Annotated in this window: 16 protein-coding genes; 3 read left to right on the plus strand and 13 right to left on the minus strand. The window is 39.5% G+C overall.

Features of this window, described 5'->3' with window-relative positions; genetic code table 11:
* Positions 1 to 173: 173 nt before the first annotated feature.
* From AC012T_RS23865 to AC012T_RS23905, 9 genes are all read right to left on the minus strand, one after another.
* Positions 174 to 1514, minus strand: coding sequence for a 4Fe-4S binding protein (locus AC012T_RS23865; RefSeq protein WP_487061377.1), 1341 nt, complete (start codon positions 1512 to 1514; stop codon positions 174 to 176).
* An 86-nt stretch (positions 1515 to 1600) separates the two neighbouring features.
* A complete protein-coding gene (locus tag AC012T_RS23870; RefSeq protein ID WP_487061379.1) occupies positions 1601 to 2053 on the minus strand; it encodes a MarR family winged helix-turn-helix transcriptional regulator in 453 nt (150 codons plus the stop codon).
* A 202-nt stretch (positions 2054 to 2255) separates the two neighbouring features.
* The gene (gene ung / locus AC012T_RS23875; RefSeq protein ID WP_487061381.1) at positions 2256 to 2936 is read right to left on the minus strand and encodes a uracil-DNA glycosylase; all 681 of its coding nucleotides are present in this window, start codon (positions 2934 to 2936) and stop codon (positions 2256 to 2258) included.
* Positions 2933 to 3322, minus strand: a complete 390-nt coding sequence (locus AC012T_RS23880) for a phosphomannose isomerase type II C-terminal cupin domain (RefSeq protein ID WP_487061383.1) — start codon at positions 3320 to 3322, stop codon at positions 2933 to 2935. The genes ung and AC012T_RS23880 overlap by 4 nt, the downstream gene beginning before the upstream one ends.
* Positions 3323 to 3418: 96 nt before the next feature.
* Positions 3419 to 4630: an EAL domain-containing response regulator gene (locus tag AC012T_RS23885; protein WP_487061385.1), complete on the minus strand. Its 1212-nt coding sequence runs from the start codon at positions 4628 to 4630 to the stop codon at positions 3419 to 3421.
* 8 nt (positions 4631 to 4638) lie between these two features.
* Positions 4639 to 9483 carry a PAS domain S-box protein gene (locus AC012T_RS23890; protein ID WP_487061386.1) on the minus strand — a complete coding sequence of 1615 codons (4845 nt, stop codon included), beginning with the start codon at positions 9481 to 9483 and terminating at the stop codon, positions 4639 to 4641.
* Between the two features lie 840 nt (positions 9484 to 10323).
* Positions 10324 to 13149 (minus strand): glycoside hydrolase family 10-like protein, encoded by a 2826-nt coding sequence (locus AC012T_RS23895; RefSeq protein ID WP_487061388.1) that lies wholly within the window; start codon positions 13147 to 13149, stop codon positions 10324 to 10326.
* A 123-nt stretch (positions 13150 to 13272) separates the two neighbouring features.
* Complete coding sequence (locus AC012T_RS23900) at positions 13273 to 14598, minus strand: TIGR03279 family radical SAM protein (protein ID WP_487061390.1); 1326 nt, start codon at positions 14596 to 14598, stop codon at positions 13273 to 13275.
* A gap of 130 nt (positions 14599 to 14728) precedes the next feature.
* Positions 14729 to 15664: an undecaprenyl-diphosphate phosphatase gene (locus AC012T_RS23905; protein ID WP_487061392.1), complete on the minus strand. Its 936-nt coding sequence runs from the start codon at positions 15662 to 15664 to the stop codon at positions 14729 to 14731.
* 187 nt (positions 15665 to 15851) lie between these two features.
* Here AC012T_RS23905 and AC012T_RS23910 point away from each other — a divergent pair, with 187 nt between their 5' ends.
* The 3 genes from AC012T_RS23910 (at position 15852) to nadB (ending at position 19250) form a co-directional block, all read left to right on the plus strand.
* Entirely contained in the window at positions 15852 to 16619 is a 768-nt protein-coding gene (locus AC012T_RS23910) for a DUF3120 domain-containing protein (protein ID WP_487061394.1), read from the plus strand.
* Positions 16620 to 16994: 375 nt separating this feature from the next.
* Entirely contained in the window at positions 16995 to 17423 is a 429-nt protein-coding gene (gene psbU, locus AC012T_RS23915; RefSeq protein ID WP_042466168.1) for a photosystem II complex extrinsic protein PsbU, read from the plus strand.
* 159 nt (positions 17424 to 17582) lie between these two features.
* Positions 17583 to 19250: an L-aspartate oxidase gene (gene nadB / locus AC012T_RS23920; RefSeq protein ID WP_487061396.1), complete on the plus strand. Its 1668-nt coding sequence runs from the start codon at positions 17583 to 17585 to the stop codon at positions 19248 to 19250.
* A 57-nt stretch (positions 19251 to 19307) separates the two neighbouring features.
* Here the strand turns inward: nadB and AC012T_RS23925 are convergent, their stop codons facing one another.
* The 4 genes from AC012T_RS23925 to btpA all read right to left on the minus strand — a co-directional run bounded on the left by AC012T_RS23925 (position 19308) and on the right by btpA (position 24621).
* Positions 19308 to 19472, minus strand: coding sequence for a hypothetical protein (locus AC012T_RS23925; protein WP_487061398.1), 165 nt, complete (start codon positions 19470 to 19472; stop codon positions 19308 to 19310).
* 655 nt (positions 19473 to 20127) lie between these two features.
* Complete coding sequence (locus tag AC012T_RS23930) at positions 20128 to 22356, minus strand: CHASE2 domain-containing protein (protein ID WP_487061400.1); 2229 nt, start codon at positions 22354 to 22356, stop codon at positions 20128 to 20130.
* Between the two features lie 287 nt (positions 22357 to 22643).
* Positions 22644 to 23633, minus strand: a complete 990-nt coding sequence (locus AC012T_RS23935; RefSeq protein WP_487061402.1) for a vitamin K epoxide reductase family protein — start codon at positions 23631 to 23633, stop codon at positions 22644 to 22646.
* Between the two features lie 139 nt (positions 23634 to 23772).
* Positions 23773 to 24621, minus strand: coding sequence for a photosystem I biogenesis protein BtpA (btpA, locus tag AC012T_RS23940; RefSeq protein ID WP_487061404.1), 849 nt, complete (start codon positions 24619 to 24621; stop codon positions 23773 to 23775).
* Positions 24622 to 25204 lie beyond the last annotated feature (583 nt).

The following is a 25204-nucleotide window of genomic DNA, read 5'->3' on the forward strand; positions in this document are numbered from 1 at the left end:
CAGGGTATGATCTCATGTCCGCATAATCACTTGCGATATAACTTGTGTGTGCAGAAATCCGAAAATTTTCTTTCCCCCCGCTCCCTGCCGCCTTAATGATAAGTATTCAACCGGACATGATATGAGGGCTGTGATGCTTGTCCAGCAACCTCTTTAGCTTCTTTGTCGCCCCCTCAAGGAAAGCACTTACCAAAAGCGAGTAATAACCGCATCTGACCTTGAAAGCGGATCTGCCGTCGCAAAATTGCCCAAACAATATTTTGTTTTTTTGCTAAAAACTTTAACCAGATTTTGCTGTCAGCAGTGATTGCTAAATTTGCGGTTCCTAAATGTCCATCTTGAATTTCAAGAGTCTGATGACGGATGACAACCGTTGCTTTGCATGACTCTGCACCTATAAACGTAAAATGGTAAATCGCATCTAGTCCTTTGGAGTGTTCGCGTTGAAATGTTGAAGGCATACCGCCCAAGAATCCGCGAATTGATGTTGGTATTAGACTATTCCTGACCTGTTTAACCTGCTTATGAGGAAATCTACGGGCAACATAGGCTTCAGCATCTGAGTTTGGTATTACATAAATAGTTTCTTCTTTCGTCTGCAAAGGTTTAACGACTTCTTGAATAAATTCTTTGCGCCGTGTCAAAAAGGGAGCAATCACATCCTCACCCGCAGGACAAACCGCCATACAATATGCCGCTTTGTAATTGGCTCCATAAGATAAGCTCTGCCACACAGAAGCAGATTCGGCAGCACTGACGTGTTGGTGATATTCATGCCTATCTTTACTTTCAACAATAGTTTCTACCCAATCCGTGAAACCTCCCATAAACTCCCGATAGTTGTGGGTATAGCAAGCAGAAAAGTTAAAATGTCCATCAGCACTAATTGCACCAACGGGGCAGGCAGAAACACAGAGTTTACACTCTAAGCAAGGGTTATAGTCAATGGGTTGGTGATATGTTGTCACGTTGACATCAATCAAAATCGTTCCTAGTAAAATGAAGTTGCCGAATTTGGGGTGGATAACAAGGCGATGAATTCCCATTTGTCCTAAACCTGCTGCCACGGCTACTGGTTTGTGGGACACACTCCAGACCTTTCCAGGGAATTTATTCATTTCCATCGGAAACCCCATTGCTGGATTACAGCCCCGAATCCCATGCCGTTCAAGCTCCGCCACAATTTGACGTGCAATATGATTAACCTCATCGCCAGTACTATGAAATTCGAGATTAGCAACTGACCTAGCTGGACTCCGGACGTTTTCTCGATTCATACGGCACACAAAACTGATTAAAGTTTTGGTTGGTGGAAAGGTGGTCAGAATGTCTTGACGTTGATCAGCAATCTCAGGTCGGTCAATCTCAACAAAACCAACATCATCAGCCCCAGCTTCTATACAGAGGTGGCGCAGCCATTGGGCATCAATCTGAGTGGATGGTATAATTTTTACTTCAGATGCTTCCTGTTTACGCCAGTGTTTGACTGTTGGGTGTTCATCAAATTTAGACATACAATTATCCTTTAAAACATCATGTCCACAGCAAAAAAGTAGTCTCTAGAGCAAATACGTGTATATACACCTTTTTGACAAAAAAATTAAAATTGGCTGACTAGAGTTGTTGTTACGTTTAAATGCGAAAGCAAAGTAGACCAACGCTCCTGACCCAGTTTTTGCACGATGCAAGCTTGCGCTTGCTCCCATAGGGGTAAGGCTTTGGCTAAACTTGCCTGTCCTGCATCCGTCAAGCTGACTACTCGTGTTCGCTGATCTTGCCCCGGTTCAATTTGGATCAATCCCTCTCGTTCCAGAGGCTTCAGGTTGCGTGTCAACGTAGTACGATCCATTGCCAAGCTCTGAGCCAATCCATTTATGGTTCCAGAATTCAAAAGCGAAATCCCCACTAAAATCGTAAACTGCGTCGCCAATAAACCACTAGGCTTCAATTCTTGATCAAAGAATTGTGTCACCACTCGTGAAGCTTTACGCAAGTTGAAGCAAGTACACAAAACACTAACTTGGTTGAGTTGAGCTAAGTTGGCTTGAAGCATTTTCTTTTCCATCTTCATTAAGTGTATATACACTTATTATCTATGTCAAGCCTGTATCATCTACTCTCATATAGAGAGTCATCGTAGTCAGGATTGGGGACAAAAATAACAAGAATACTGTTTCACCTCAAACGCTTTACCTATCTTGCTTTCAACTTGCTTGTCGTCCCCCTCAAATCAGTTTCTTTTGACTATAACACCCTCACAACTCTGGCAATTGCCAGTCAATTTCCGGCTTACCACAAGCAGTTAAGGCTGAATTAATAGCGGAAAAAGGTTTACTACCAAAAAAGCCATTTCGTGCAGAAAGAGGTGAAGGATGGGCAGATTGTATAACCGGATGTCGAGTTGTATCAATCAATTTCAGCTTCTTTTGTGCATATCCACCCCACAGCACAAACACCACCGGATCACTTTTTTCATTAACCCTATTAATAACTGCATCCGTAAAAGTTTCCCAACCTTGATTTTTATGAGAATTTGGTGTGTGCGCTCTTACAGTCAAAACCGCATTCAGCATCAACATACCCTGTTTAGCCCACTGCACCAAATAGCCATGCTTGGGAATATCACAACCTGCATCGGCTCTGAGTTCTCTGAAAATATTTACCAGTGATGGTGGTGGTTTAATCCCTGGTTTGACAGAAAAGCATAATCCATGTGCTTGGTTTTCATTGTGATAGGGATCTTGTCCCAACAACAACACATTCACTTGTTCATAAGGTGTCAATTCAAAAGCAGAAAAAACATCTTTCTCAGGTGGATAAATAGTATGAGATAGCTGTTCCTTGATCAAAAAATCTTGGAGTTTAGCAAAGTATGGTTTTGCCAATTCTTCAGCTAGAACTGGTTGCCAAGAATCAGGAAGTTGGAGATTTTTCATTGTCCAGACTTAAATTCCAAAGGACGTTCTATATCATCTTCACCCAAATACTCACCATTTTGAATTTCTAGAATCACTAGAGTAATAGATCCTGGATTTTCAACCTTATGCAGAGTTGCTGCGGGTACATAGGTTGACTGATTACAATTGAGCAATATTTCCTCATCACCACAAGTTACCTTAGCCACACCAGACACTACCACCCAATGTTCATGTCGATGATAATGAATTTGTGCTTTAATGCCGTGTCTAGGCTTAATTTCCACGCGACTAATTCTATAATTTTCACCCTCTTCTAAAACTTCCACATTACCCCAGTAACGTTCACCGGAATGGGAAGAAGAGTTATCTAGATTAGACTGAAGCTCATTCTCATGCTGATTCATAACTAATTTTCCTACCTTAAATATCGTAAATCAATAATTAACAAGAGGTAAAAATCATTCATTTGTGTACACAATCATATTATACATAAATACTTCTTAGCTAAAGAAGGATTTATTAGATAAAACAAATTGCTCAAATTCTAGGACTGGTAATGCACAACTAAATAAAAATCCTTGAATAGCATCGCATTTTTGTTGCCGCAAAAATGATAATTCTGATTCTGTTTCTACTCCTTCAGCAACTATTTTAAGATTTAAACTATGACCCATTTGAATCAAGGCTTTTGTAATTGCCGATTTTTGATAATCTTGGGTGATATTTTGAATAAAACAACGATCAATCTTAAGTGTATTAATGGGAAAATATTTTAAATAACTTAATGAAGAATAGCCAGTACCAAAATCATCTACTGCAATTTTGATACCCAACGAACGTAATTGATTCATAGTAGCGATCGCACTATTAACATCTTGCATAATCATGCTTTCTGTCAATTCAATTTCTAGCCCTGGCATTTCCAAATCATTCGACTTAATCAAGTCTATAATTTGGACAATTAAATCTAGTTGATTAAATTCAATAGCTGACAGATTGACAGAGATAGTCAAAGAATTAATCCCGGCATCACGCCAGATTTTAATTTGTTGACAAACTTTTTTTAATACCCATTTACCAATGGTCATAATCAAACCATTAGATTCTGCTATAGGAATAAACTCAGTTGGTGATATTACTCCTAGTTCAGGACTTTGCCAACGCAGTAAACTTTCTGCTCCAATTATTTTGCCACTATAGATATCTATGATTGGTTGATAATAAATCTCAAATTCCTCAAAATGATTATCTATAATCGCTCGATGTAATTTTTTATCCAATAGCTGCATTCTAGGAGTAAGTTTATTAATCGCAGTTTGATATGATAAATATTTTCTTAAATTTGCATATTTTTCCAATTTATTGAGGACGGCACTCAATAATTCAGAACGAGTAAATGGTTTAGTTAGATAATCATCTGCTCCCATATCCATCCCTTGGCGGAAATCAGATTTAGCAGCTTTAGCAGTCAAAAAAATAAAGGGAATTGTTGCAGTTATTGGTTCTTTTTTTAATGCTGTTAATACCTCATAGCCATTAAGTTCTGGCATCATCATGTCGCACAAAATCAAATCTGGTATTTCCGATATCGCCAAATTTAAGCCAGTTCTGCCATTAGCAGCAGTGATTGCTTCAAAATCTTCTGCTGTTAGTAAATCTAAAATATTTTCTCGAACTGATTCTTCATCTTCAATGATTAAAATTTTATGCATAATTTACCTCATATTATATTTTTCATTGGTAGTTTAACAGTAAACTTTGTACCCCAGCCTACCTGACTGATGACATGAATTGAACCTTGGTGAATATCTACACATTTTTTGACAATAGCTAATCCTAAACCAGTCCCTAAAATATTACCGACATTTTTAGCCCGATGAAAAGATTCAAATAATCGAGGTAGATCTTCTTCCGGAATACCAATTCCCTGATCTTGTATTTCAAATACTGCCTGTTTATTTTCACAACTGAGGGTAAACTTAACCAGAGTACCATCTGGAGAATATTTGAGGGCATTGGAGAGTAAATTACTGAGAATATGCCCTACTAATTTATCATCCATATAACAGGATATGGATTCATATTCACTACTAAAAGATAGCAAATGTTGATTTTTCAGATTCAACTGTAATTCTTCTACTAAGTGACGGCAGTATTCGACTAAATCAAACAATAATGGCTTATATTCCAATTTTCCTGCTTCTGCCTTGCCGATCATCAAAATATCATTTAACATTTCCGTGATTCTCTGGACTGCGCTTTGAATGCGATGCAGATGAGTTAGTTGTTTTTCTTGTGTCCATTTATGGCGGTAATGTTCTAGCAACTCTGAGGAAGAAAGAATAGTGCTTAATGGGGTACGGAATTCGTGAGAAGTCATAGAGATAAAGCGAGATTTGAGTTCGTTGAGTTCTTTTTCTTTCTCTAGTGCTACTCTCAATTCTTGCTCTAATTGCTTACGATTGGTAATATCAGTTTGAATACCAATGTAGTGAGTTAAATAACCATCAGTGTCATAAACAGGAGAAATATTTAACTCTTGCCAGAATAGGCTGCCATCTTGACGGTAGTTACGTAAAATCACGGTACAGTCTTGTCCTGCCTGCATGGCAGTGCTAAGTTCTTGTAATCCTGGTTGATGAATATCAACACCTTGAAGCAAACGAAAATTCTGCCCCATGACTTCTGCTGCTGAGTAGCCAGTCATCCGTTCAAAAGCTGGATTAACATAAATAATTGAACTATCAGGGCTGGTAACATCAGCTATGACAATACCGTTACTACTAGCAGCGATCGCGCGATCGCGCAGTCTTAAACCTTCCTCAATTAATTTCCGCTGAGTTATATCTGTATAAATACTAACAAATGAAACTATTTTATTAGTGCTATCTTTAATGGCATCTATACGTAAATCAATTTGGACATTTTGATGACCACGAGTTTGCATAGTTATTTCACCACGCCAAGGCTCACCTCTCTGGACAGTCTTAAATACTTGGTTAAATATTTCTTTTTTAGTAAAATTAGCTGATAATCCACCACAACTATTCAATTGAGAAAAAGTATAATCAAATACTTCCACGAAAGCAGGATTGACATAAATAGCCTTGCCAGTAATATCTGTAATACTAATAGCATCACTTGTGCTTTCTATTGCCTTATGTAACCTTAATAAAGACTTTTCTGCTAATTTGCGTTCTGTGATGTCGCGGGTAACTTTAGAGAAACCACGTTGCTTTCCTGTTTCATCATGCAATGGCGTTAAAATACAATTTGCCCAAAAGTGAGAGCCATCTTTGCGAAGAAAAACACTCTCACATTCACATCGACCGTTAATTGCTGCTATTTTTAATTGTTGCTTTGGGATATTGCTTAAAACATCTTCTGGTCGGAAGAAGCAAGAGAAATCATGCCCAATTATTTCTGATGCCTGATACCCAGTAATACATTCTGCACCAGAATTCCAACTCATCACCCTGCCTTCAGGATCAAGCATATAAATTGCATAGTCTTTAACACCTTCTACTAATAAACGAAAATATTCTTCGCTTTGACGCAGTTCTTCTTGATCGCGTTTACGGCTGGTAATATCTGTGGAAATACTACATACAGCATAAGGAGTATCATTAACATCCTTTAAAGGAAACTTCACAGATAAGTAAGTGTGTAAACCATCTGGGTGGGGAGCAACTTCTTCTATTTCTAGAGGAATACCACCAGCCATGACTTGAGAATTGCTGACCGCGAATGCTTGAGCAACATCATGAGGCCAAACATCATACACACTTTTACCGACTATCTGCGCTTGAGTAATATTAAATAGCTTTTCATATTGGTGGTTCACTAGCAGATATTTATTTTCAGGATCGAGTAGATACATTACCGCTGGGAAATTATCCAAAATCGCTTGTAGTTGCTGTTGCATTTCCCATAACTTTGCTGCTTCCTGCTTGCGAATAGTGATATCTCGATCAATACCACGATAACCACCAAAGTTGCCATCGACATCAAAAATTGGAACTCCGTTGGTTTCCATAACTACCAAGTGTCCATCTCGATGATATTGAATGTTCTCCACGCATTTAAATGATTGTCTGTCCGCAAAAAGTGGCAAGAAAATCTTGATAACACGCTCTGCTTCTGCTGGTGGCATCAATTCAAAGGGGCTTTTTCCTAATACTTCTTGGGGTTCATAACCTAAAATATCGCGGACTTTGGGACTGACATAAGTATAAATGCAGTTTTCATCAACTTCCCACACCCAATCAGTAGTCGCTTCAACTAAGTTGCGGAAACGTTCTTCGCTTTCTCGCAGCGCAGCTTCAGTTTGTTTGCGCTTGATGCCAAGGGCGATTTCATCAGCAACAATTCCCATTGAGCTAAAAGTAGTTTCTGTGAGGGACTGAAAGGAAAACATAGCAATTACACCTATTGTTTCTCCTTCCACAATTAAGGGATAACCTGCGAAGGCCACTATTCCTTTTTGCTTTGCCCACTCTTGATTACTAATGTGCGGATCATCCTGAACAGAGTTAGTCAAGTGGGGTTTACCTTCTTGGGCAATCAAACCAATCTTAAATTGACCAACTGCCACCAGTCTGTGATTTTCATCAATATCAGTATATGTCCCTGAACTGGCTTGTAATTCTAATACTTGCTCTTCTGTATTCAGTATCCAGATGCGAGCAAAAGCAGCATGAAGATGTTTAACCAAAGCATCAGTGCAACCACGCATCATATTTTCTAAAGTTTCTGTCTGAGTCAGAATAGCATCTACTTCCGAGCGAAAATCTGCTAACCGCACTCGTTCTACCAGTGCTGCTTCTACTCGTTGGCGATCGCGCAACACAGCTTGTTTTTCGCTAATATCAGTAACTGTACCGATGTAAGTAATTTCTTCTCCAGTTTTTGAACATTCGGCAACTATCTGACCAACCACCCACCTGATTTCTCCATTCGGATGTTGAAACCGATATTCGGAACAAAATGATAGGTTTTGGGTTACAGTTTGATGCCATTCTGCTTGAATCCGCTCTTGGTCTTCTGGATGAATAGTACTTATCCAGGTCATACCACCTATCTCATCTGGGACTCTACCAGCAATTTCGCACCAACGGTCATTAGCGTAGTGAAAATGTCCCACTGCATCGGTGCAGAATAAACCCACAGGAGAAACTTTGGCGATCGTGTGATATCTCCGTTCACTGTCCCGGAGTGCAACTTCTGCGGTGACGCGGTCGTGAATATCTGTATTTGTGCCGAACCAATTGATAATTTGCCCTTGTTGGTTACGCAATGCTAAGGCTCGTCCCAAATGCCACCGATACGTTCCTGATGATTGCTGGAGGAGACGAAATTCTACTTCATAATTTGCACCTGTGGCTAGAGATATATGCCAAGCTGCAAGACTATTTGGTAAATCATCGGGATGTACCCATTCCTGCCATTTCCAATTTAAAATTTGCTCTGAGGTGCAGGAAAAGTAATCTAGGGTGCGTTGGTTGATGTATTCGAGACTGCCATCTGGAAGCGCAATCCATACTTGCTGGGGGATGGATTCAGCTAAGAAGCGAAAGCGCTCTTCACTTTTTTCTAAAGCATCTAAAGCCTGTTTTCGCTCGGTGATATTTTCTAATGTGCCTAAAATACCTACTACATTCCCTCCCTTATTGTACAGAGGGACTTTGTTTGTCTCTAGCCAAAGCTGATCGCCATCTGCTTGCTGATGAGGTGTAATAGTTTGATACTGAGGTTGATTAGTCTTCATCACTTGGGCATCACAGGAACGGTAGAAGTCTGCTTGCTCCCAATTGGCAACTAAATCATAGTCTGTCTTGCCAACAATATCTTGGGGATTTTCTAAACCAACCATTTTGGCAAAGTTGCGATTACAGCCCAAAAAGACGGAATTTATGTCTTTCCAGAAAATATTATGGGGAATAGTATCTATAATTAACTGCAACATTTGCTGAGATTGCAAAAGTTGATTTTCTACTATCTGGCCATTCTTACTGTGCGCTGAGTGCAAGGCATACGTTCCATGAATGCGATCGCACAATGCTGCTGTTAAAGGCAGATCACTAATTTCTTCTCCTACTGCTTCTAGAACTAAACAAATACCTTCCGGGGTGATGATACTGATAAGTCGATCTTGCTCATCTACAACTGCAAATAACTGCAATTTAGACTGGGATAATGATGAAATTACTGTTATTAAAGTATTAAATGAATGCATATTCAGTTTTATGACTGAGGTCTGCATCACTTCAGCAATTTGGACATTTTTTAAGTCAGCCTCAGAAGCGACAAGCTGCACTATGTCTTGCGGTGTCAAGCATCCCACTACCTCTGAAGCTGATTTAATCAAAACACATGGATATTGTAGAGCTATTGGCGAGATAACTTTTGGTGCGATCGCACCGTTTTGATGTAATCTATCCGTAGGACTTATAGGCATCGCTGCGATCGCATCCAAGACATATGTTTCTGGCGTAGCCGTCAACGCCGAACAGTAAATTACCGACTCTAAGCTTTTGAGGACGAAATAGTTAGGTGATACTTGCATATTTGATTTAAATAGCCACTAGCAAAAAATAATTATCTCAAACAGCTGATATATTGAGGTCAGATCTAGTCCCAGAAGGCAAGAACGCAAATTTTATGAGCTTTATAAGCTTTCTTGACTAGCTAGTTAATTTCCCCAGCTTGCACTAAATAATTGTGACCCGAAATTAATATTAATATAATGAGTAAAAATACGGTAAACTTCTTGGTCAAAAAATACTATAGTCTTGCTTCACTTGCTTAGATACATAATCTACAAGCAAGAAGATTTTAACTATCCAATTAATTAATATAAACTGCATTTACTGTGAAAGCTATAGTTTTTTAAAATCCGGATCAAGCTCAGAAATTAACCCACTACTCAATAATATACTTTTATTAAAAACTTCAGGTTTAAATATGGACGGCATTTAATTGAAGATTTCAAATTTTAGTCGTCATCCTGTTAAAAACTTGCAGATGCTATGTAAGAATTCAGGAGTTAGAAAGAATAAAGAAAGAGGAAAGGAAGAGTCTTTGCACAAGTCCTAATTTTATCTATAGCGATCCTATTTGAGTTAAACACTGATTGGTATGGGTAGTAGGGAATAGGGAACAGGGAAAAGAAAGCGTTCATAAATCATTTAGGATTGCTATATGATAAGAATTCAGGATACAGAATGTTTAATATAGCAAGAAACCCTTAACAGAAAAGAAAAATATTCTTCTTCCTTCTTCCTTCTTCCTTCTTCCTTCTTCCTCCTGACTCCTGACTCCGAACTCCTGACTCCGAACTCCGAACACCTAACTCCTGACTCCTGACTCCGAACTCCGAACTCCGAACTCCGAACTCCTGACGATGCTATTTATTTATTACCCTCCGCTCACCGTAACGCAATAGCCTTTCTATTATTAAAAGTCGATTTTCCCAGACTTTAACTTGATAAGGATTTTCCTTAGCTGTCACAATCATCCAAATTCTAAATTTAGACTGGAAGCGATTGAGTAATGCTCTGGCACTAATTAAATTACGAGGAGAAGGTGAAACTGCAAGTTGATTTAAAATATTTTGTAATTCTTGAGACTGGTTCTTAAAAGTAGAAATTGTATTTGCAGACATTTGTGATTGACCCTTTTCTCGCACAAATTGCCATTCTTTTTCAAGAGCCATGTAGCGTAAAGCCGCAGTACGAAATGGCTGACGTTGAGGAATCGGATCATTTTTGTAATTTTGCACATTACCCTGGGTATTACTAAATATTTCGTCTAACTCGTTATTAAAATTATCTGCTGCAAATAGAGCATAACCACTGACAGGTAAATCTCTCAACATTTGCAGTTGATCAAAAGCCCCCACTGTAGGCAACGAGAGCAGACGAATTCCCGGAACCAACAAAGTAGAACCTAACTTAGTAGAACTAATCCAAGGTTGCGCCAGTCGTTGAAAACGAGGAGTATCCAAAGCATAAGTCATTGGCACAACTAAATCTATATCTCCTCGTCTAGCCCAAACTTCCCAACGCTGTTGAATCTTTTGCACCCTTTCATATTCTGGTAACGGAAATACAGCCACAGATAAAATTAAATTTGCTCGTTTTTGGCGTAACATCTGTGATACTTCAGCAACAAAGCTATCAACTTGTTCAGTGCGAAATGTCGTCCATTTTTGCCACAAATCTCTCTGCGTAGGAGTAACATTCACAGGATCTACACCAGTTTGTTGTTGAAATTGCTCTCTTGCTGCTTTACCATAACCATAAATTCGACCTACAAAAGGGTCTTGAAAAGGATAACGAATGTAATCTAAATGTAGACCATCTACCTGATAGCGAGTCAAGATTTCTTCGTACAGTTTTAATAAATATTGACGTACTTCAGGATTAGCTGGGTCTAAAAAAGGCTTGGTTTGACCACTGGGGATCATTTGTCCACGTTGATCATAGTTTGCCCAATTAGGATTAGCAGCTAACACAGGGCCTGGATAATCAGGGCGGACATTGATAATTTCATTGTGAGGGCGATTACCAGCAGCAAAAGTCCAAACCCAAGCGTGTAATTCCATTCTTCGTGCATGGGCTAATTTCACAGCCACTGCTAAGGGGTCCCAATCTTTAATTAAGGGGTTTTGCTCTGGTGCAACCTGACTGGGATAAATTGTATAACCGGCGTTGACAGTTTCAAAAAATATGGTGTTAATTCCAGCTTGGGACAAACGATCAAAAATCTGTACTAATCCCGCTTCATTTTCAGCTTTAACTATTGTTCCTCTATCTAACCAAACTGCACGAATTTCTGGTTGAGCTATGCGTTGATTAATAGGAAACTGCTGCCATAAATTAGTCTTGGTCTTTAACCATTCCTGACGAGCCAAAGCATATTTTTTTTGGGCAATTAATACAGGAATATTTTTGGCAACTTCCCTAGCTTGGGCTAAGTTTTGCTCTAAACTGAGGTCTGTAGTTTCTAATCCAGTGGATGCTAATTTGTCACTGTCTAATTTTAAGGTTTGGAGTTTACTGACGTTACTATAACCATGAACTGAAGCTGCTAAATGGGCGCTTTCCACTCGACCAATCAGATTCTCTAATTCTTTTTGAAGTGCTACTGCATCTTTACTATCAATAGGCTGATTAGAATTGGGTAAAACATCCAAACGAACTGCTGTTTCGAGTTGATCAATTGCCTCCTGTAAATTTTGAGAAACAGGTTTTGGTTGGGTGTTAGGGTTCCGAGAAGTCACCTGTCTAGGCTGGATTCTAGTTTTGGGCAAATTAGGCTTTTTTTGAGAAATGACCCGCCTCAGTTGGGTTCTAGTCTTGGGAAAATTGGGCTTTTTATCAGAAATAACTCGTCTAGGCTTAGTTCTAGTCTGAGTTGGATTGATGTTGCTGAGTGTAGGGCTTTGTGTAGTAGTTGGCACATTTTCCGAAGCAGGAGAACAATTGGCAGCCTCTCCCACAATTTTTGTATTTGGCCATTTTAAATAACGACTGAGTGCAGCTTTTAACCAAGCGGTATCTAAATCGGCTGTTGCAGCAGTATCTATTCCCAAGCGCCAACCTAACAAAGTGGAACGCTCGGTTGTCAGTACTGCTGATTGCTGATCTTGGGAGTTCCAAACAGCAGCAACCTGAGTACTAGGATGATCAGAAATCATCACAGCACCGACAACTTTACCAAAGAGTTCTTTTCGGTTTGCCCATTCTGGGGAATTTGTTTTTGCTGGTTGCAACTCTTGAGCTTGACTGAGGCTAAATGCCCAATAACCCCCTAGCAAAGTTCGCAATAACTGACGCACTCCTGGGGTTGATAAGCTACCTACAGGGCCACTGGCAATTAAGCGTCCTCCCCGACTCATCCATTCTTCTAGTGCGATCGCTTGTACTGGCGTTAAAACCTCTACATTTGGCAATAACAATACCTGTTGCTTACCTAAATCAGCCACATTTTTCACACTATCTAGAGGAATTACACAATATTTTGCACCTACAGCCTGTAAGCGGGTAGTGATTCCTTTCCATTGATTGCTATTCTCTTGGCTTTTAATTACGCCCAATACATTTACTTCTGTTGCCGCTTTTGTTGGCAATATTGCCAATAAATTAAAAACCAAAAAATTAATATTTACAATAAACAAGCTCGCAATTTTAATTTTTATATGATTATGCACCAGATATTCCTCACACATTAATTCAGTTCGTAGGGTATGTTACCGCTTTCTAACACACCGTTTCTGTGATTATTGGTGCGTTACGGAAGCCTAACGCACCCTACAAATTCGATATTTTTTAAATTGGAAGTCTCTTAGTTTTTAGGAAATACAAGTATTGATTAAATCCTCAACTCCCGCTACTGGGAATATTTGGGTATTTAGTTGACGTGCTACATCTTCGATACTGGCATCATCTAAAAATATTAATTCACCATGTTTGAGCATAACGCTAGGCAGCAAAATACCCTCACCTAAATCTTGCCCTTTTAAGTTCAAAAGTAAATCATGTCCGGTTAATAATCCCGTAACACTGATACTCTGCCCCCAGTAATCGCTGCATAATGCCTGCATATTTATTTCTAAGCCTTCCACAGCATTTAATTGTTTGACGATAGGTTTAAATGCCTGTTCCACAGCGTTACCAACAACCCAAGTTAATTTTTTTTGGGGGGATACTTTTAATGGTAGTAATTCGTGAGCAGCTTGGGTAAATTGCTTGATAAACAACCGAATAGAACCAACACCATTATCAATTTGAGGATATTCCTCATATTCAGCTTCACTGGGCAATTCTTCACCAGCAATCAAAAACCATTCATCTGCTAACCAAGCCACACTAGAACCAAATTGTTCCCGAAATTTGTGAGAGAGTGATTTAACTTGAGAAATTACTTCCTGCGCTTTTTCTCGCGTCACGGGTACAAGTTCATCTTCTTGGGGACGAAATCTGGTTAAACCGACGGGAACAATTGCTATTGATGCTACCGCAGGTATTTCTCCGGTATGAAAAGATGTTAAATCTCTCAATGTTTGCTCTAGATGTTCACCATCATTGATCCCCGGACAAACCACTACTTGAGCATGAATTTGTAATCGTCTTTCTTGAAACCATTTGAGTTGTTTTAAAATCTGCCCTGCACGATTATTTTTTAACAGCCTAGTTCTAATTTCTGGTTCTGTGGCATGAACAGAAACATATAAAGGGGATAAACGCATTTGTTCGATACGCTGCCATTCTTTTTCTGATAAATTGGTCAGAGTTAGATAAGAACCATACAAAAAACTCAGCCGATAATCATCGTCTTTGAAGTACAAACTAGAACGTTTCCCTGGTGGTTGTTGATCAATAAAGCAAAAGGGACAACGGTTATTACACTGAATTAAACCATCAAATAAAGCGGTTTCAAATTCTAATCCTAAGTCATCATCATAATCTTTTTCAATTTCAATATGATGGGTTTTGCCAGCAGTATCTAAAACTTCTAGTTCTAAAACTTCATCAGCACACAAAAACTGATAATCAATTAAGTCACGGGGTTGTGTCCCATTAATAGCAACAATCGCATCACCCGCTTCAAAGCCAATTTCAGCCGCTATTGATTCGGGAAGCACCTTGGTAATTTTGGCAGGATGAATGGTAGTCATGGAAAAGTGGTAATGGGTGATTGGTAATGGGTGATTGGTGAGTACCGAGTACCGAGTGGTTGACTCTCGTTTCTACTCATTACTCGCTACTCATCGCTTTGTACTAAACTTGCTCCCTGCCTCCTGTCTCCTATCCTTGCCAGCCAAATGCGATCGCTAATAAGATAGAAATACCGAAGGCTAATCTGTACCATACGAAAACCATTGTGTTTTTGGTTTGTAAATACCGGATTAGAAATGCAATTGATAGGTAGGAAAAGATAAAGGTTGAAATAATTCCGACAATTAACAGTAAAACAATGTTATTTGGCAACTCTTGGGCTTGAAATAGCTTAAATATTTTCAGACTTTTATAAAGGGTGGCAATAGTCAGAGTGGGAAACCCTAACAAAAAGGAGAATTTAGCTGCTGTTTCTCGCTCTAAGCCTAAAAATAAGGCAGTTGTCAATGTAGAACCAGAACGAGAAACGCCGGGAATTAAAGCTAGAGTTTGTCCTAATCCTACTAAAATACCATCTCTAATTTGTAATGAATCAAATCCTCGCTTGCGAGTGCCAATTTTTTCGGCTAAACCTAGTAAAATTGCCATGACGATTGACATTATAGCAATAATTAATGCACTATCAGGTAAAACGTCTTTTAAAAGAAAGCCAATAGTTAATGCAGGTATTGTTCCGACTGCAATACCTACAGTAATTTTCCATTCTTCTCGTTCCCAGTCTTTATCCTTGAGTGTTTTGATTGCACCTTTAAGAATACTAGAAATTAGCGTCCAAAAATACCATAAAATTGCTAGAACACTACCAAATTGAATAGCATCGACGAAATCTTTAGAACCTAGTTCTTTCCAAGCAAATACCTTAGTGACAATTAACAGATGTGCGGTGCTACTAATCGGTAAAAACTCGGTAATACCTTGCACAATACCGAGAATAAATGCTTGCATTAGTCCTTGAACAAGGTTGACTCCATTAGTTGTCGCTTCGCTAGGTACTCCTACCTGCAAAATCTGCCCCCATACAGGCAATAGCAAGTCGATACTGCCTGTTGCTAAGATTATCGCCATTTACCACGCTCCCAAAATGAATAAATAACTTGAGAAAATTATCCAACTTTACCTGCTTCTCGTCATTTATTCCGGGCAACATCCTTAGAGATGAACAAATTTAAAGTATAATCAAGATGCCCCCTGGGGGGATTTTAGAGTATGATACTTTATGATAAGTAAAGTTTAGTAACAAATATTAAAAATTTTGATTAATAATACATTGTCCTCTTACACCACTACTAATACTGATTTGCACACCACTGATACCGGATACGGGGGAATCAAGGAGTTAGAGTCTACTCTATCGTTATCGGCTTCTTTTCCTGCTGTCATCTCTAGGAGGCAAACCTGGCTAGTGTTTGCAGCAGCGATGTTTTTGGTAACAGTACCAGTATTTATAGAAGCGCCGTTAGTGCGATCGCTCCCCAGCGTTAGTCTAGTAATGACAGGATTTTGGGTTTGGCTGAGTTTGACATTAATGTCACGTCCACAAACCTACATTTGGGGGGATTTACTCCTAGGATTTAGCTGGAGTTGGTTAACAGGAGCAATTTACTGGGGCTGGTTACGGTGGGAACCTCTATGGCACTTACCCATAGAATCTATTGGACTACCCTTTGCGATCTGGTGTTTATGGCGAAATTGGGGCAAAGTCGGGAACTGGTTTTATTTAGGTTCTCTATTCGGCACAGTTTTAACCGACGTGTATTTTTATTTAGTGGATTTAATGCCCTATTGGCGACAAATTATGAGAACAGATGCCGATGGGGCTTCACAAATCTTAAAAAATGCTTTAGCGCAAGTCCTAACCCCTTGGGGAGAAACCTGGGCAATCATTCTCGCCCTAGCGTTATTAACAGTCGGAATTTTCTCTTTGGGTAAAACACAATGGCACTGGTACGCCTTTAGTGGAGCAGTTTTGAGTACAATCTTAGTAGATAGTCTGTTTTTATTAGCAGCGGTTTTTGCCTAAATCTATCAAACAGACTTGAGCAAGGAACAACATAAAAATTGCAGATAAATTTGTAAAATTCACACCCCAGAGCCGTAAATTTGTAGATATTAACTAAATTTGAACAGAAGTTACCCACTATATCCGCAGGTTAGTATTCCGAATCAGCGATGGGTACTTCACTAAGCTGTATATTAGTTTCTGATGACTGCTGTGTGTTGATTTAGCTATCAGCTATCAACCAAAGGATGAGGTCAGAACAAATAAGTACCCGATCAGCCTCCAGAGTCACTAGCGGGGTTGAATTTGTACTCCATACCTCTGCACTTTAGCCCACAGTTGACGGCTTCTAGCTAAAAGCGTTGATTTATGTTTGATGGAAAGAGGTAGAAAATTGTGAAAGGATTAGTACGTTTATTAACAGTGTTTAGTCTGTTGCTAGGCAGTTGGGGATTATTGGGAACTACTCAAATCGCCCAAGCGGCAAGTTTTAGCAACGTTACTTTGTTTCAAGTCCCAGTTTTGGCAATTTCACGTCAAAATCGGGCAGATGCCAAGCTAGGAACGGAATTTGGTAAAAAAATTGATTTGAATAATACCAACATTGCCGCTTTCCAACAATATCCAGGGTTATATCCCACTCTAGCCAAGAAAATTATCAGCAATGCTCCCTACCAAAAAGTAGAGGATGTATTGAATCTACCCGGATTGAGCGAGAGTCAAAAATCCAGACTGCAAGCCAATTTTGACAACTTTACCGTCACCGAATACGAGCCTAACTTCAATGAAGGAGACGATCGCATTAACAACGGTATTTATAGATAACTAAATGGGACTGGGGACTGGGAATTGGGGACTGGGAACTGGGGACTGGCGACTGGAGACTGGGAAAAATTATTTAGATACTTTTTTCCATTACCATTATTCACTACTCACTACCCATTACCCACTACCCACTACCCACTACCCACTACCCATTACCTAATGTCTCAAATAGATATTCCTAGCCAATTTGATGTTTTAGTAGTCGGTGCAGGTGCTGCTGGACTATACACAGCATTGTGTCTACCAGAATCCTTACGAGTCGGCTTGATTACTAAAGAAACAGTGACTTTATCAGCCAGTGATTGGGCCCAAGGTGGCATTGCCGCAGCCGTATCCCCAGAAGATTCTCCCAAACTGCACATTGAAGACACATTAAAAGCAGGGGCGGGTTTATGTGATGTCGAAGCTGTAGAATTTTTAGCTGAAAATGCTCCTAGCTGTATTGAATCATTAGTTAACTTGGGTGTAGCCTTTGACCGTCACGGTAGTTCCTTAGCTTTCACCCTAGAAGCAGCCCATTCTCGTCCTCGTGTTCTTCATGCCGCAGATACTACAGGTAGAGAAGTAACTACTACTCTTGCAGCCCAAGTACTACACCGCCACAATATCCAAATTATCCAACAAGCCTTAGCTCTGAGCTTATGGATAGAAGCAGAAACAGGTCGCTGTCAGGGAATTAGTCTGTTTTATCAAGGGCAAGTTACATGGGTCAGGGCTGGTGCTGTAGTCTTAGCCACAGGTGGGGGTGGTCAAGTGTTTGCCCAAACCACTAACCCAGCCGTTAGTACAGGGGATGGTGTAGCGATCGCTTGGCGGTCTGGTGCTATCCTGAGAGATTTAGAATTTGTCCAATTTCATCCCACTGCGCTTACTAAACCAGGACGCTTTTTAATCAGCGAAGCTGTTCGCGGTGAAGGAGCGCATCTGATAGATGATGAAGGGCGACGTTTTGCTTTTGACTACCATCCAGCCGGAGAACTTGCACCGCGAGATGTGGTGAGTAGAGCTATTTTCAGCCATTTGCAAAATACAGCCGTTGATCTAGCCACTGCCCATGTTTGGTTAGATATGCGCTCCATTCCCCCTGAGAAAATTCGCCATCGCTTTCCCAATATTATTCAAGTTTGTCAGCATTCGGGTATTGATGTCTTTAATGAACCTGTTCCGGTTGCCCCTGCTGCTCATTACTGGATGGGTGGTATTTTGACAGATTTGATGAATCGTACCAATATTCCTGGTTTGTATGCTGTAGGCGAAACTGCTAGTACTGGAGTGCATGGAGCCAATCGCCTCGCTAGTAATTCTCTATTGGAATGTATCGTCTTTGGGGCGCAAATGGCTGATATTGAAAATGAATTAAGCAACAGTAAACTTCAAGTCTCGGAATCTATATTAAATCCTTTATCTTGCATCTTTTCTGCCAGCGAGTGGCAAACTCAACAAGCACAAATAGAAGCAATCAGAGAAAAATTACCCCGTCTAGTCTGGGAAAGTGCTGGCATTTGTCGAGAAGAATCTGGTTTAGAAAGTGCGATCGCTACAATTGAATCTTGGCAACAAGATTTCACTAACTTACCTTTGAGTCAATTCTTGCAAAGTTTACGTCCCACAGAATCAGCCCGTTTCAATCTCCCCAATATTGATCAGCAATTGCGACTTTGGGCAGAAACGCGCAATTTGTTAGATGTAGCTTACCTAATTCTTAAAAGTGCTGCTTTTAGAACTGAAAGCAGGGGTGGACACTACCGCCTAGATTATCCCCAACCAAATCCAAATTGGCAAGTTCACACAATTGTGCAGAATCATAGTTGGTGGAAATCTCACTAAACATCATCTAAATTTTATCTACTCTTTTTTTTCTACAAGGTTAAAATTTAACCCATATTAACGCGTTCCGCTACCATGTTGACTGTCCGGTGCGCCATAGTTTGGTGGACTATAGATATCTAGAGCAAACGTATTCGTTTCTTGAGTTCTGGCGTTCGGGCTTTCTGTATCACTAAAATTATGAACAATAAAGCTATGAAAGATTTTTGTCACCTCTGTCATATTGGGTATTAGTATGACAGCACTGACTATACATAAGACCACAATACTTGTGATTTTTGCATTAGTATCAAAGCATCTTCTCTTACTGACTAGCATATAAATGCATTTCTGCCTCTTTTCGGTGTCTACTGTAGACTGAGTGGATTATTCGGACAAAATCAAACCTTTTTATAGTTAGTTATTGTTGTTAGCAATTAACGACTGAACTGAAAATTAGCTTTCTCCTCAGCTTTGAAAATATTGTTGTTGAATAACATACTCTTAAATTAAGAAATATTCCTTGTATGATTTTTGAATCATCGCTCCAGAGATGGATATTCATCATATTATTTAGGCATAAATTAACTATTTGACTTATTTTTAACCAAAGCTTAACTTTTTTCTGTGTAAACACCCAAACCACTCCATCAAAACTTACAAGAATTTAGAAAAAATTATTAGTTGTAACTTAAATTATTAATTTACGAGTATAAAACACTAATTTAAGTTTATATAAACAAATATTAAGGTAAAGTCACATCATAAATGCTATTTTTTTAAACAAATCTTGATAAAAATATATGAATTGATAAAAAACTGTCAGTATATACTTATTGATATATATAGGAATTATGAATGGTAAAGCACTTTGCTAAGTGCAATAAATTCTAATTTTTTACTCAGCACTCATAACTGTTTTAGTAAACTCGTAGCGATTTCTACCAAGATGTTTGGCCTGGTACATTGCTGCATCTGCTTGCTTAATCAAATCTTCACTATTTTGGCTGTGAGTGGGGTAGATACTAATGCCAATACTGGCAGAAACTGTGGTAGTATGCCCACCTAGAACAATTGGCTCAGTTATCACATTTAAAAGTTTTTCAGCCACCTTCGCAGCTATTTGGAAATTAGAAATAGCGCGTAAAATCACAGTAAATTCATCACCACCCAAACGAGAAACTGTATCACTGGTGCGTAATGAATTATTCAAACGTTGGGCGATAATTACCAACAAGCGATCGCCCATCTCATGACCTAATGTATCATTTACATCCTTAAAGCCATCTAAATCAATAAACAGCAATCCCAACATAAGATGATTAGTTTGTGACCAATTTAGCGATTCATCAAGTTGTTCCAGAAAAAATTTACGATTAGATAGACCAGTTAGAGAGTCATGATAAGCTAATTGACGCAGATGATTTTCTTGAAGTTTTAAAGCATAATTGGAATGAGATAAATCGGCGGCAGTGCGTTTAAGTTCTTCTTCAATTTTTTTACTTTGAGTGATATCTCTAATGATCCCAACTAAAAAGAAATTACCAGCAGCGTCTTTATGCAGGGATCGTTTAGTAGCAATCAAGTAAGTCTTGCCATTCGCATCAGTAAATTCTTCTTCATGTTCCTGGGGTTGCTGAGTCTGAAACAGAATATCATCTTGCTGGCGAAATATATCAGCTTCATGTTGAGGAAAAAAGTTATAATCTGATTTTTCTATTAATAAATTATATGAATAACCAATAAATCGACAATAGGCTTCATTTAAAACAATCAACTGATGTTGTTGATTTTTTACAAAAATGGGATCAGGAATTGCATTGATAATTTGATGTAAAAACTCTTTAGAACGTTTTAATTCTTGTTGTATATAATTAATGTAAAAAATCATAGCAATAGCTGAACTGATAAAAGTCAACCATGCGGGAATAATAGGTATCCACCACCCGCTTAAAAAAGCCAGATAAACAGTTAGATTTAAAGCAAACCCAAACAGTAAAAATATGAATATACTATTTTGGGGTTGGCGGATTTGCCAGATAATAACCATTCCGATCAAAGACCAAACAAAAATCCACAAATTTTCTATATAATCAGGACAGACTTTGAGTAATGGTCTTCCTTGCAGAGCAGCAGAAATTAACTCATTGATAAAATAAGCTTGCAGTTGGACACCAGCTATCGGTTGTGCAGCACTTGTATCCATGAGACGGCCAGAGTACGGAATAAACACAAAATCATGGAGACTTGGTGCAGTAGAACCAATCAAGATCATGCGATCACGAATCCAATGCGCTGGAACTCTATCAGCTAATACATCTGCCAAAGATACATAACGATAATTACAAAGTCCAACAGATACATTATGACAACGGGGTTTAGGAAAATTAGATAAAATTTGGTAGCCCCTAGCATCAGCCCCCACATAACCACCATTGTTACTCTCAAACCGAGGAAAAATAGCCTTACCTAACTGTAAATATTGATGATTACCTTTGGCTGTTTGAGGTGTTATTCCCTCTGACTTTAAATATAATAGAGCCAACTTGAGAGCAAAACTTTCATAGGCTTGATTATTAACGTGCAAATATAACAAGCTCCGGCGAACTTTACCATCAGGATCATAGAGTATATTATTAAACCCTACTTGGTTGCGCTCATTCAGTATTGGTGGAGGTAAAACACTTTCTTTTTTGTTATTTGCTAGTAGTTGAATACCAATCAGATTTGGTATGCTTTTATAAGCATTCTCTAGTTTTTTGTAACCAGACTTTACAGGTAAATCTCTATAAATATCTAAGCCAATTGCACGGGGTTTGTAATCTTTTAACTTAAACAAAACCTGGGCAATGATCTCATCGGGAATCGGCCAAGAACCTGCTTGACGTACAGAAGTTTCATCAATTGCTACTATAGTGATGCGTTCATCTGGCAATTCATAGGGACGTAAGCGAAAAAATTTATCTAAAGTTTCCAATTCTAAAGACTGTAATAAACCTACAGAACGCAAAATTATGACACAAATGGCAATCCACGAAGCAATCATCAATTCTCTGCGTCCTTGACTAAGAACTTGTTTAACTTTAAATACAAGTCTGACAAGATGACTGCTTAACTGCTGATTCATAAAAACCTCGTGGGATTGTGGAACGCTAGAATTAGCAGCCGGACTAATACTGTTTCACTTTAAAGTTGATACAAATAGGCTTGCCTTGAGCGTAGTTGAAAGGGAGCAGGGGGAAGAATCAAACACCAATGATTTGTATTAGGCTTTTTGTGAAATGGTATAAGGCTGAGTGTGGAATATAGAGTATATGTTAAATCCCTAGCTTAATCTATGAACCAAGCCAGGGATAGTGTCATTTATTTGCGGTAGGATGCTCCTGTAATAGTTAAGAACTGGGTATAAGTAATTTATCTAAAATACTTGAAGTTTCGAGAACCCGTATAACCAGTAATCTTTGCCAGTTCGTCTAGGTTCTGCACACCACTGTAGGTTTTACCATTGATGATCCAAGTGGGGAAACTTTGAATTTTCGCAGCTTGACACAGGTCTGGCTTTGCTTTGGGACTGTCATTAGCACACTCTACCTTAATATTATCGTCGATAATTTTTTCAGCTTCTTGGCCAAAAAGTAACTTCTGTTCATGACAGTGGGGACACCAATAAGCACTGTATTCTTTAGCCCCAACTTTAACAAGATGCTCTGCTAAGGCAATTTCTGACTCTCCAGATGTGGTAGTAATTTTCCAGCCGAATTCGGGATTAGGCTCTTCTGTGGGAGTGAAAGTAATTTCCTGAGGTTGACCAGAAGCGGATTCAGCGATGTTACCAGATTTATTCACTCCAGCATAAATGCCTAAAGTGCCAATTAGCGTCACCATCCCGATAATAATGGCAGTGAAAAATATTTGCCCAATATCTTCCCAGTCACGACCAATGATGGTTATTACTAACATACTCAGGGAAAATAAAGCCGAGCCGATACAGTAAGGACATACGGCTTTGATTTGGGATGCCAGTATGTACATTAAGTAACCACTAAACACTGACATAGCGATCGCTCCCACTAATAGCAACCACCAAGTCAGATTTTCCAGTTGTTTACTGCTTTTGTTGTTTTCCCCTGAGTTTAATGCTAAGGGAGCAAGAGCAAATATCAGCATACTGATGTAGGCTAAAAGCCCAAACAAAGCTAATGGTTGACCAAAAACTGTTGCCCAAGGGCTAGAAAGGACATCATTACAGCCCTTAGTACCAGCTTCGGCTACGCAAGCAGCACTTCTGCCAGTCAGCTTTTCAAAGGTGAGATAACCTGTGATGAGGACACCACAGCCAGCGATCGCCCCAATTAATGGACGCGACCATTTATGAATCCAAGGAGTAGAACGACGGCGAATCATAAGTATTTAGTCAGGAGTTCGGAGTTCGGAGTTCGGAGTTCAGGAGTTCAGGAGTTCAGAAGTTCAGGAGTCAGGGGAAAAATAATCAACTTTTGCCTTATTCCCTCTTCACTGTCACCTGTCAACTGTCACCTGTCACCTAAGAATGTAATTTCACAGAAGGAATGGATTTACTTTCACCTTTGGAGTTCCAACTGCGGTGAGCAGCTTCCACAAATTGACTGACGCGAATTGGGTCAATGGGTTGCGAAATTTGACCGTGGCGTTTGAGAGAACTAGAAACAATCACACCATTTGCTGCTTGCATCAGGGTATCAATATTTTCCCAATTAGCTCCGCTCCCAATGAACACTGGTGTACCAGCCGCCGCACCACAAGCAAGTTCCAAATCTTCTAGATTAGGAGGGCTACCAGTTGCCCAGCCTGATAAAATTACCCCATCTGCCAATCCTCTTTCGATTGTGTCTTTGACAGCAACTGTGAGATTAGGTGAACTCAAAGGACGGGCGTGTTTGACCAAGACATCAGCCAGAATTTTCACATCCGAGCCTAGTTCTCGTCGATAGCGCAATAATTGATGGGCTTCACCTTCAATTAATCCTTGGTCAGTAGCCATAACTCCGGTCAGGACATTGACTCTGATAAATTGGGCTTTGACACAACTAGCGATCGCCATTGCACTTTTGCCATCATTTCGCAAAACATTTAAACCTATAGGCAAAGTTACTAAATTCTGTATGCGCTGTACCACCACAGTCATTGCACTAACAACTGCTGGATCAACTTGATTTTTAGTAAACGGTGCATCGAAGAAATTTTCTACAATAATACTGTCTACCCCGCCACTAGCCAGGGCTGTTGCTTCTTGTTCTGCGCGATCAATTACCGCTTTGAGACTACCTCCCCAACGTGGTGAAGTAGGCAGCGGTAGCAGGTGAACCACGCCAATAATTGGTGTACGAGTTTTGAATAGCTGATATAAGTCCACGTCTTTAATTTGCTAGGGCATTGTCCAGAATTGAGAATTTTTTGTTTAAGAAGGATGAAAAGACAAGAATAATTTTTGGATCTACCACGTCCCTAGTCTGTTTTTAATTGGTTTTTGGCGATTTTATCACCCTATCCTCTGATGATTGAGGGCATTTCCGCCTTTATGTTTCATTCTTGAGCGAACTCTTGACTTTTAACTAAACTAGTCAAGTTGTTTGATTATCCATGCTTTATTGCGTCCTTCTGAAGATGGAAATCGGCGTTGAACCTTCCATAAGATATGTTAAGATAAAATCTGGCTATAAGAGGAGTTTGCCACTCACAAGACACAAGGCAGCTTCCCGATGGTTTAGGCATACTGCCCGCGCACGTCGCCGGCCCTGTCTGAAGTATGGGGTAGCATTACTGCTTGATAGGCGTAGTCGCAAGTGCGATTTCCCTGAGGGTAGCGACTTCTCAAAAACAGCCCTTTGGGCGGCTTCCCGATGGGTAAACTAACAACGCACACGCTGGGGTAGTGTAAAATACCAATAAGCGAATCGTTAAAAAAGATTAAGAGTGTCATAAGTACCCAAAGACAC

The sequence above is a fragment of the Anabaena sp. EIM26 genome, assembly GCF_057568715.1.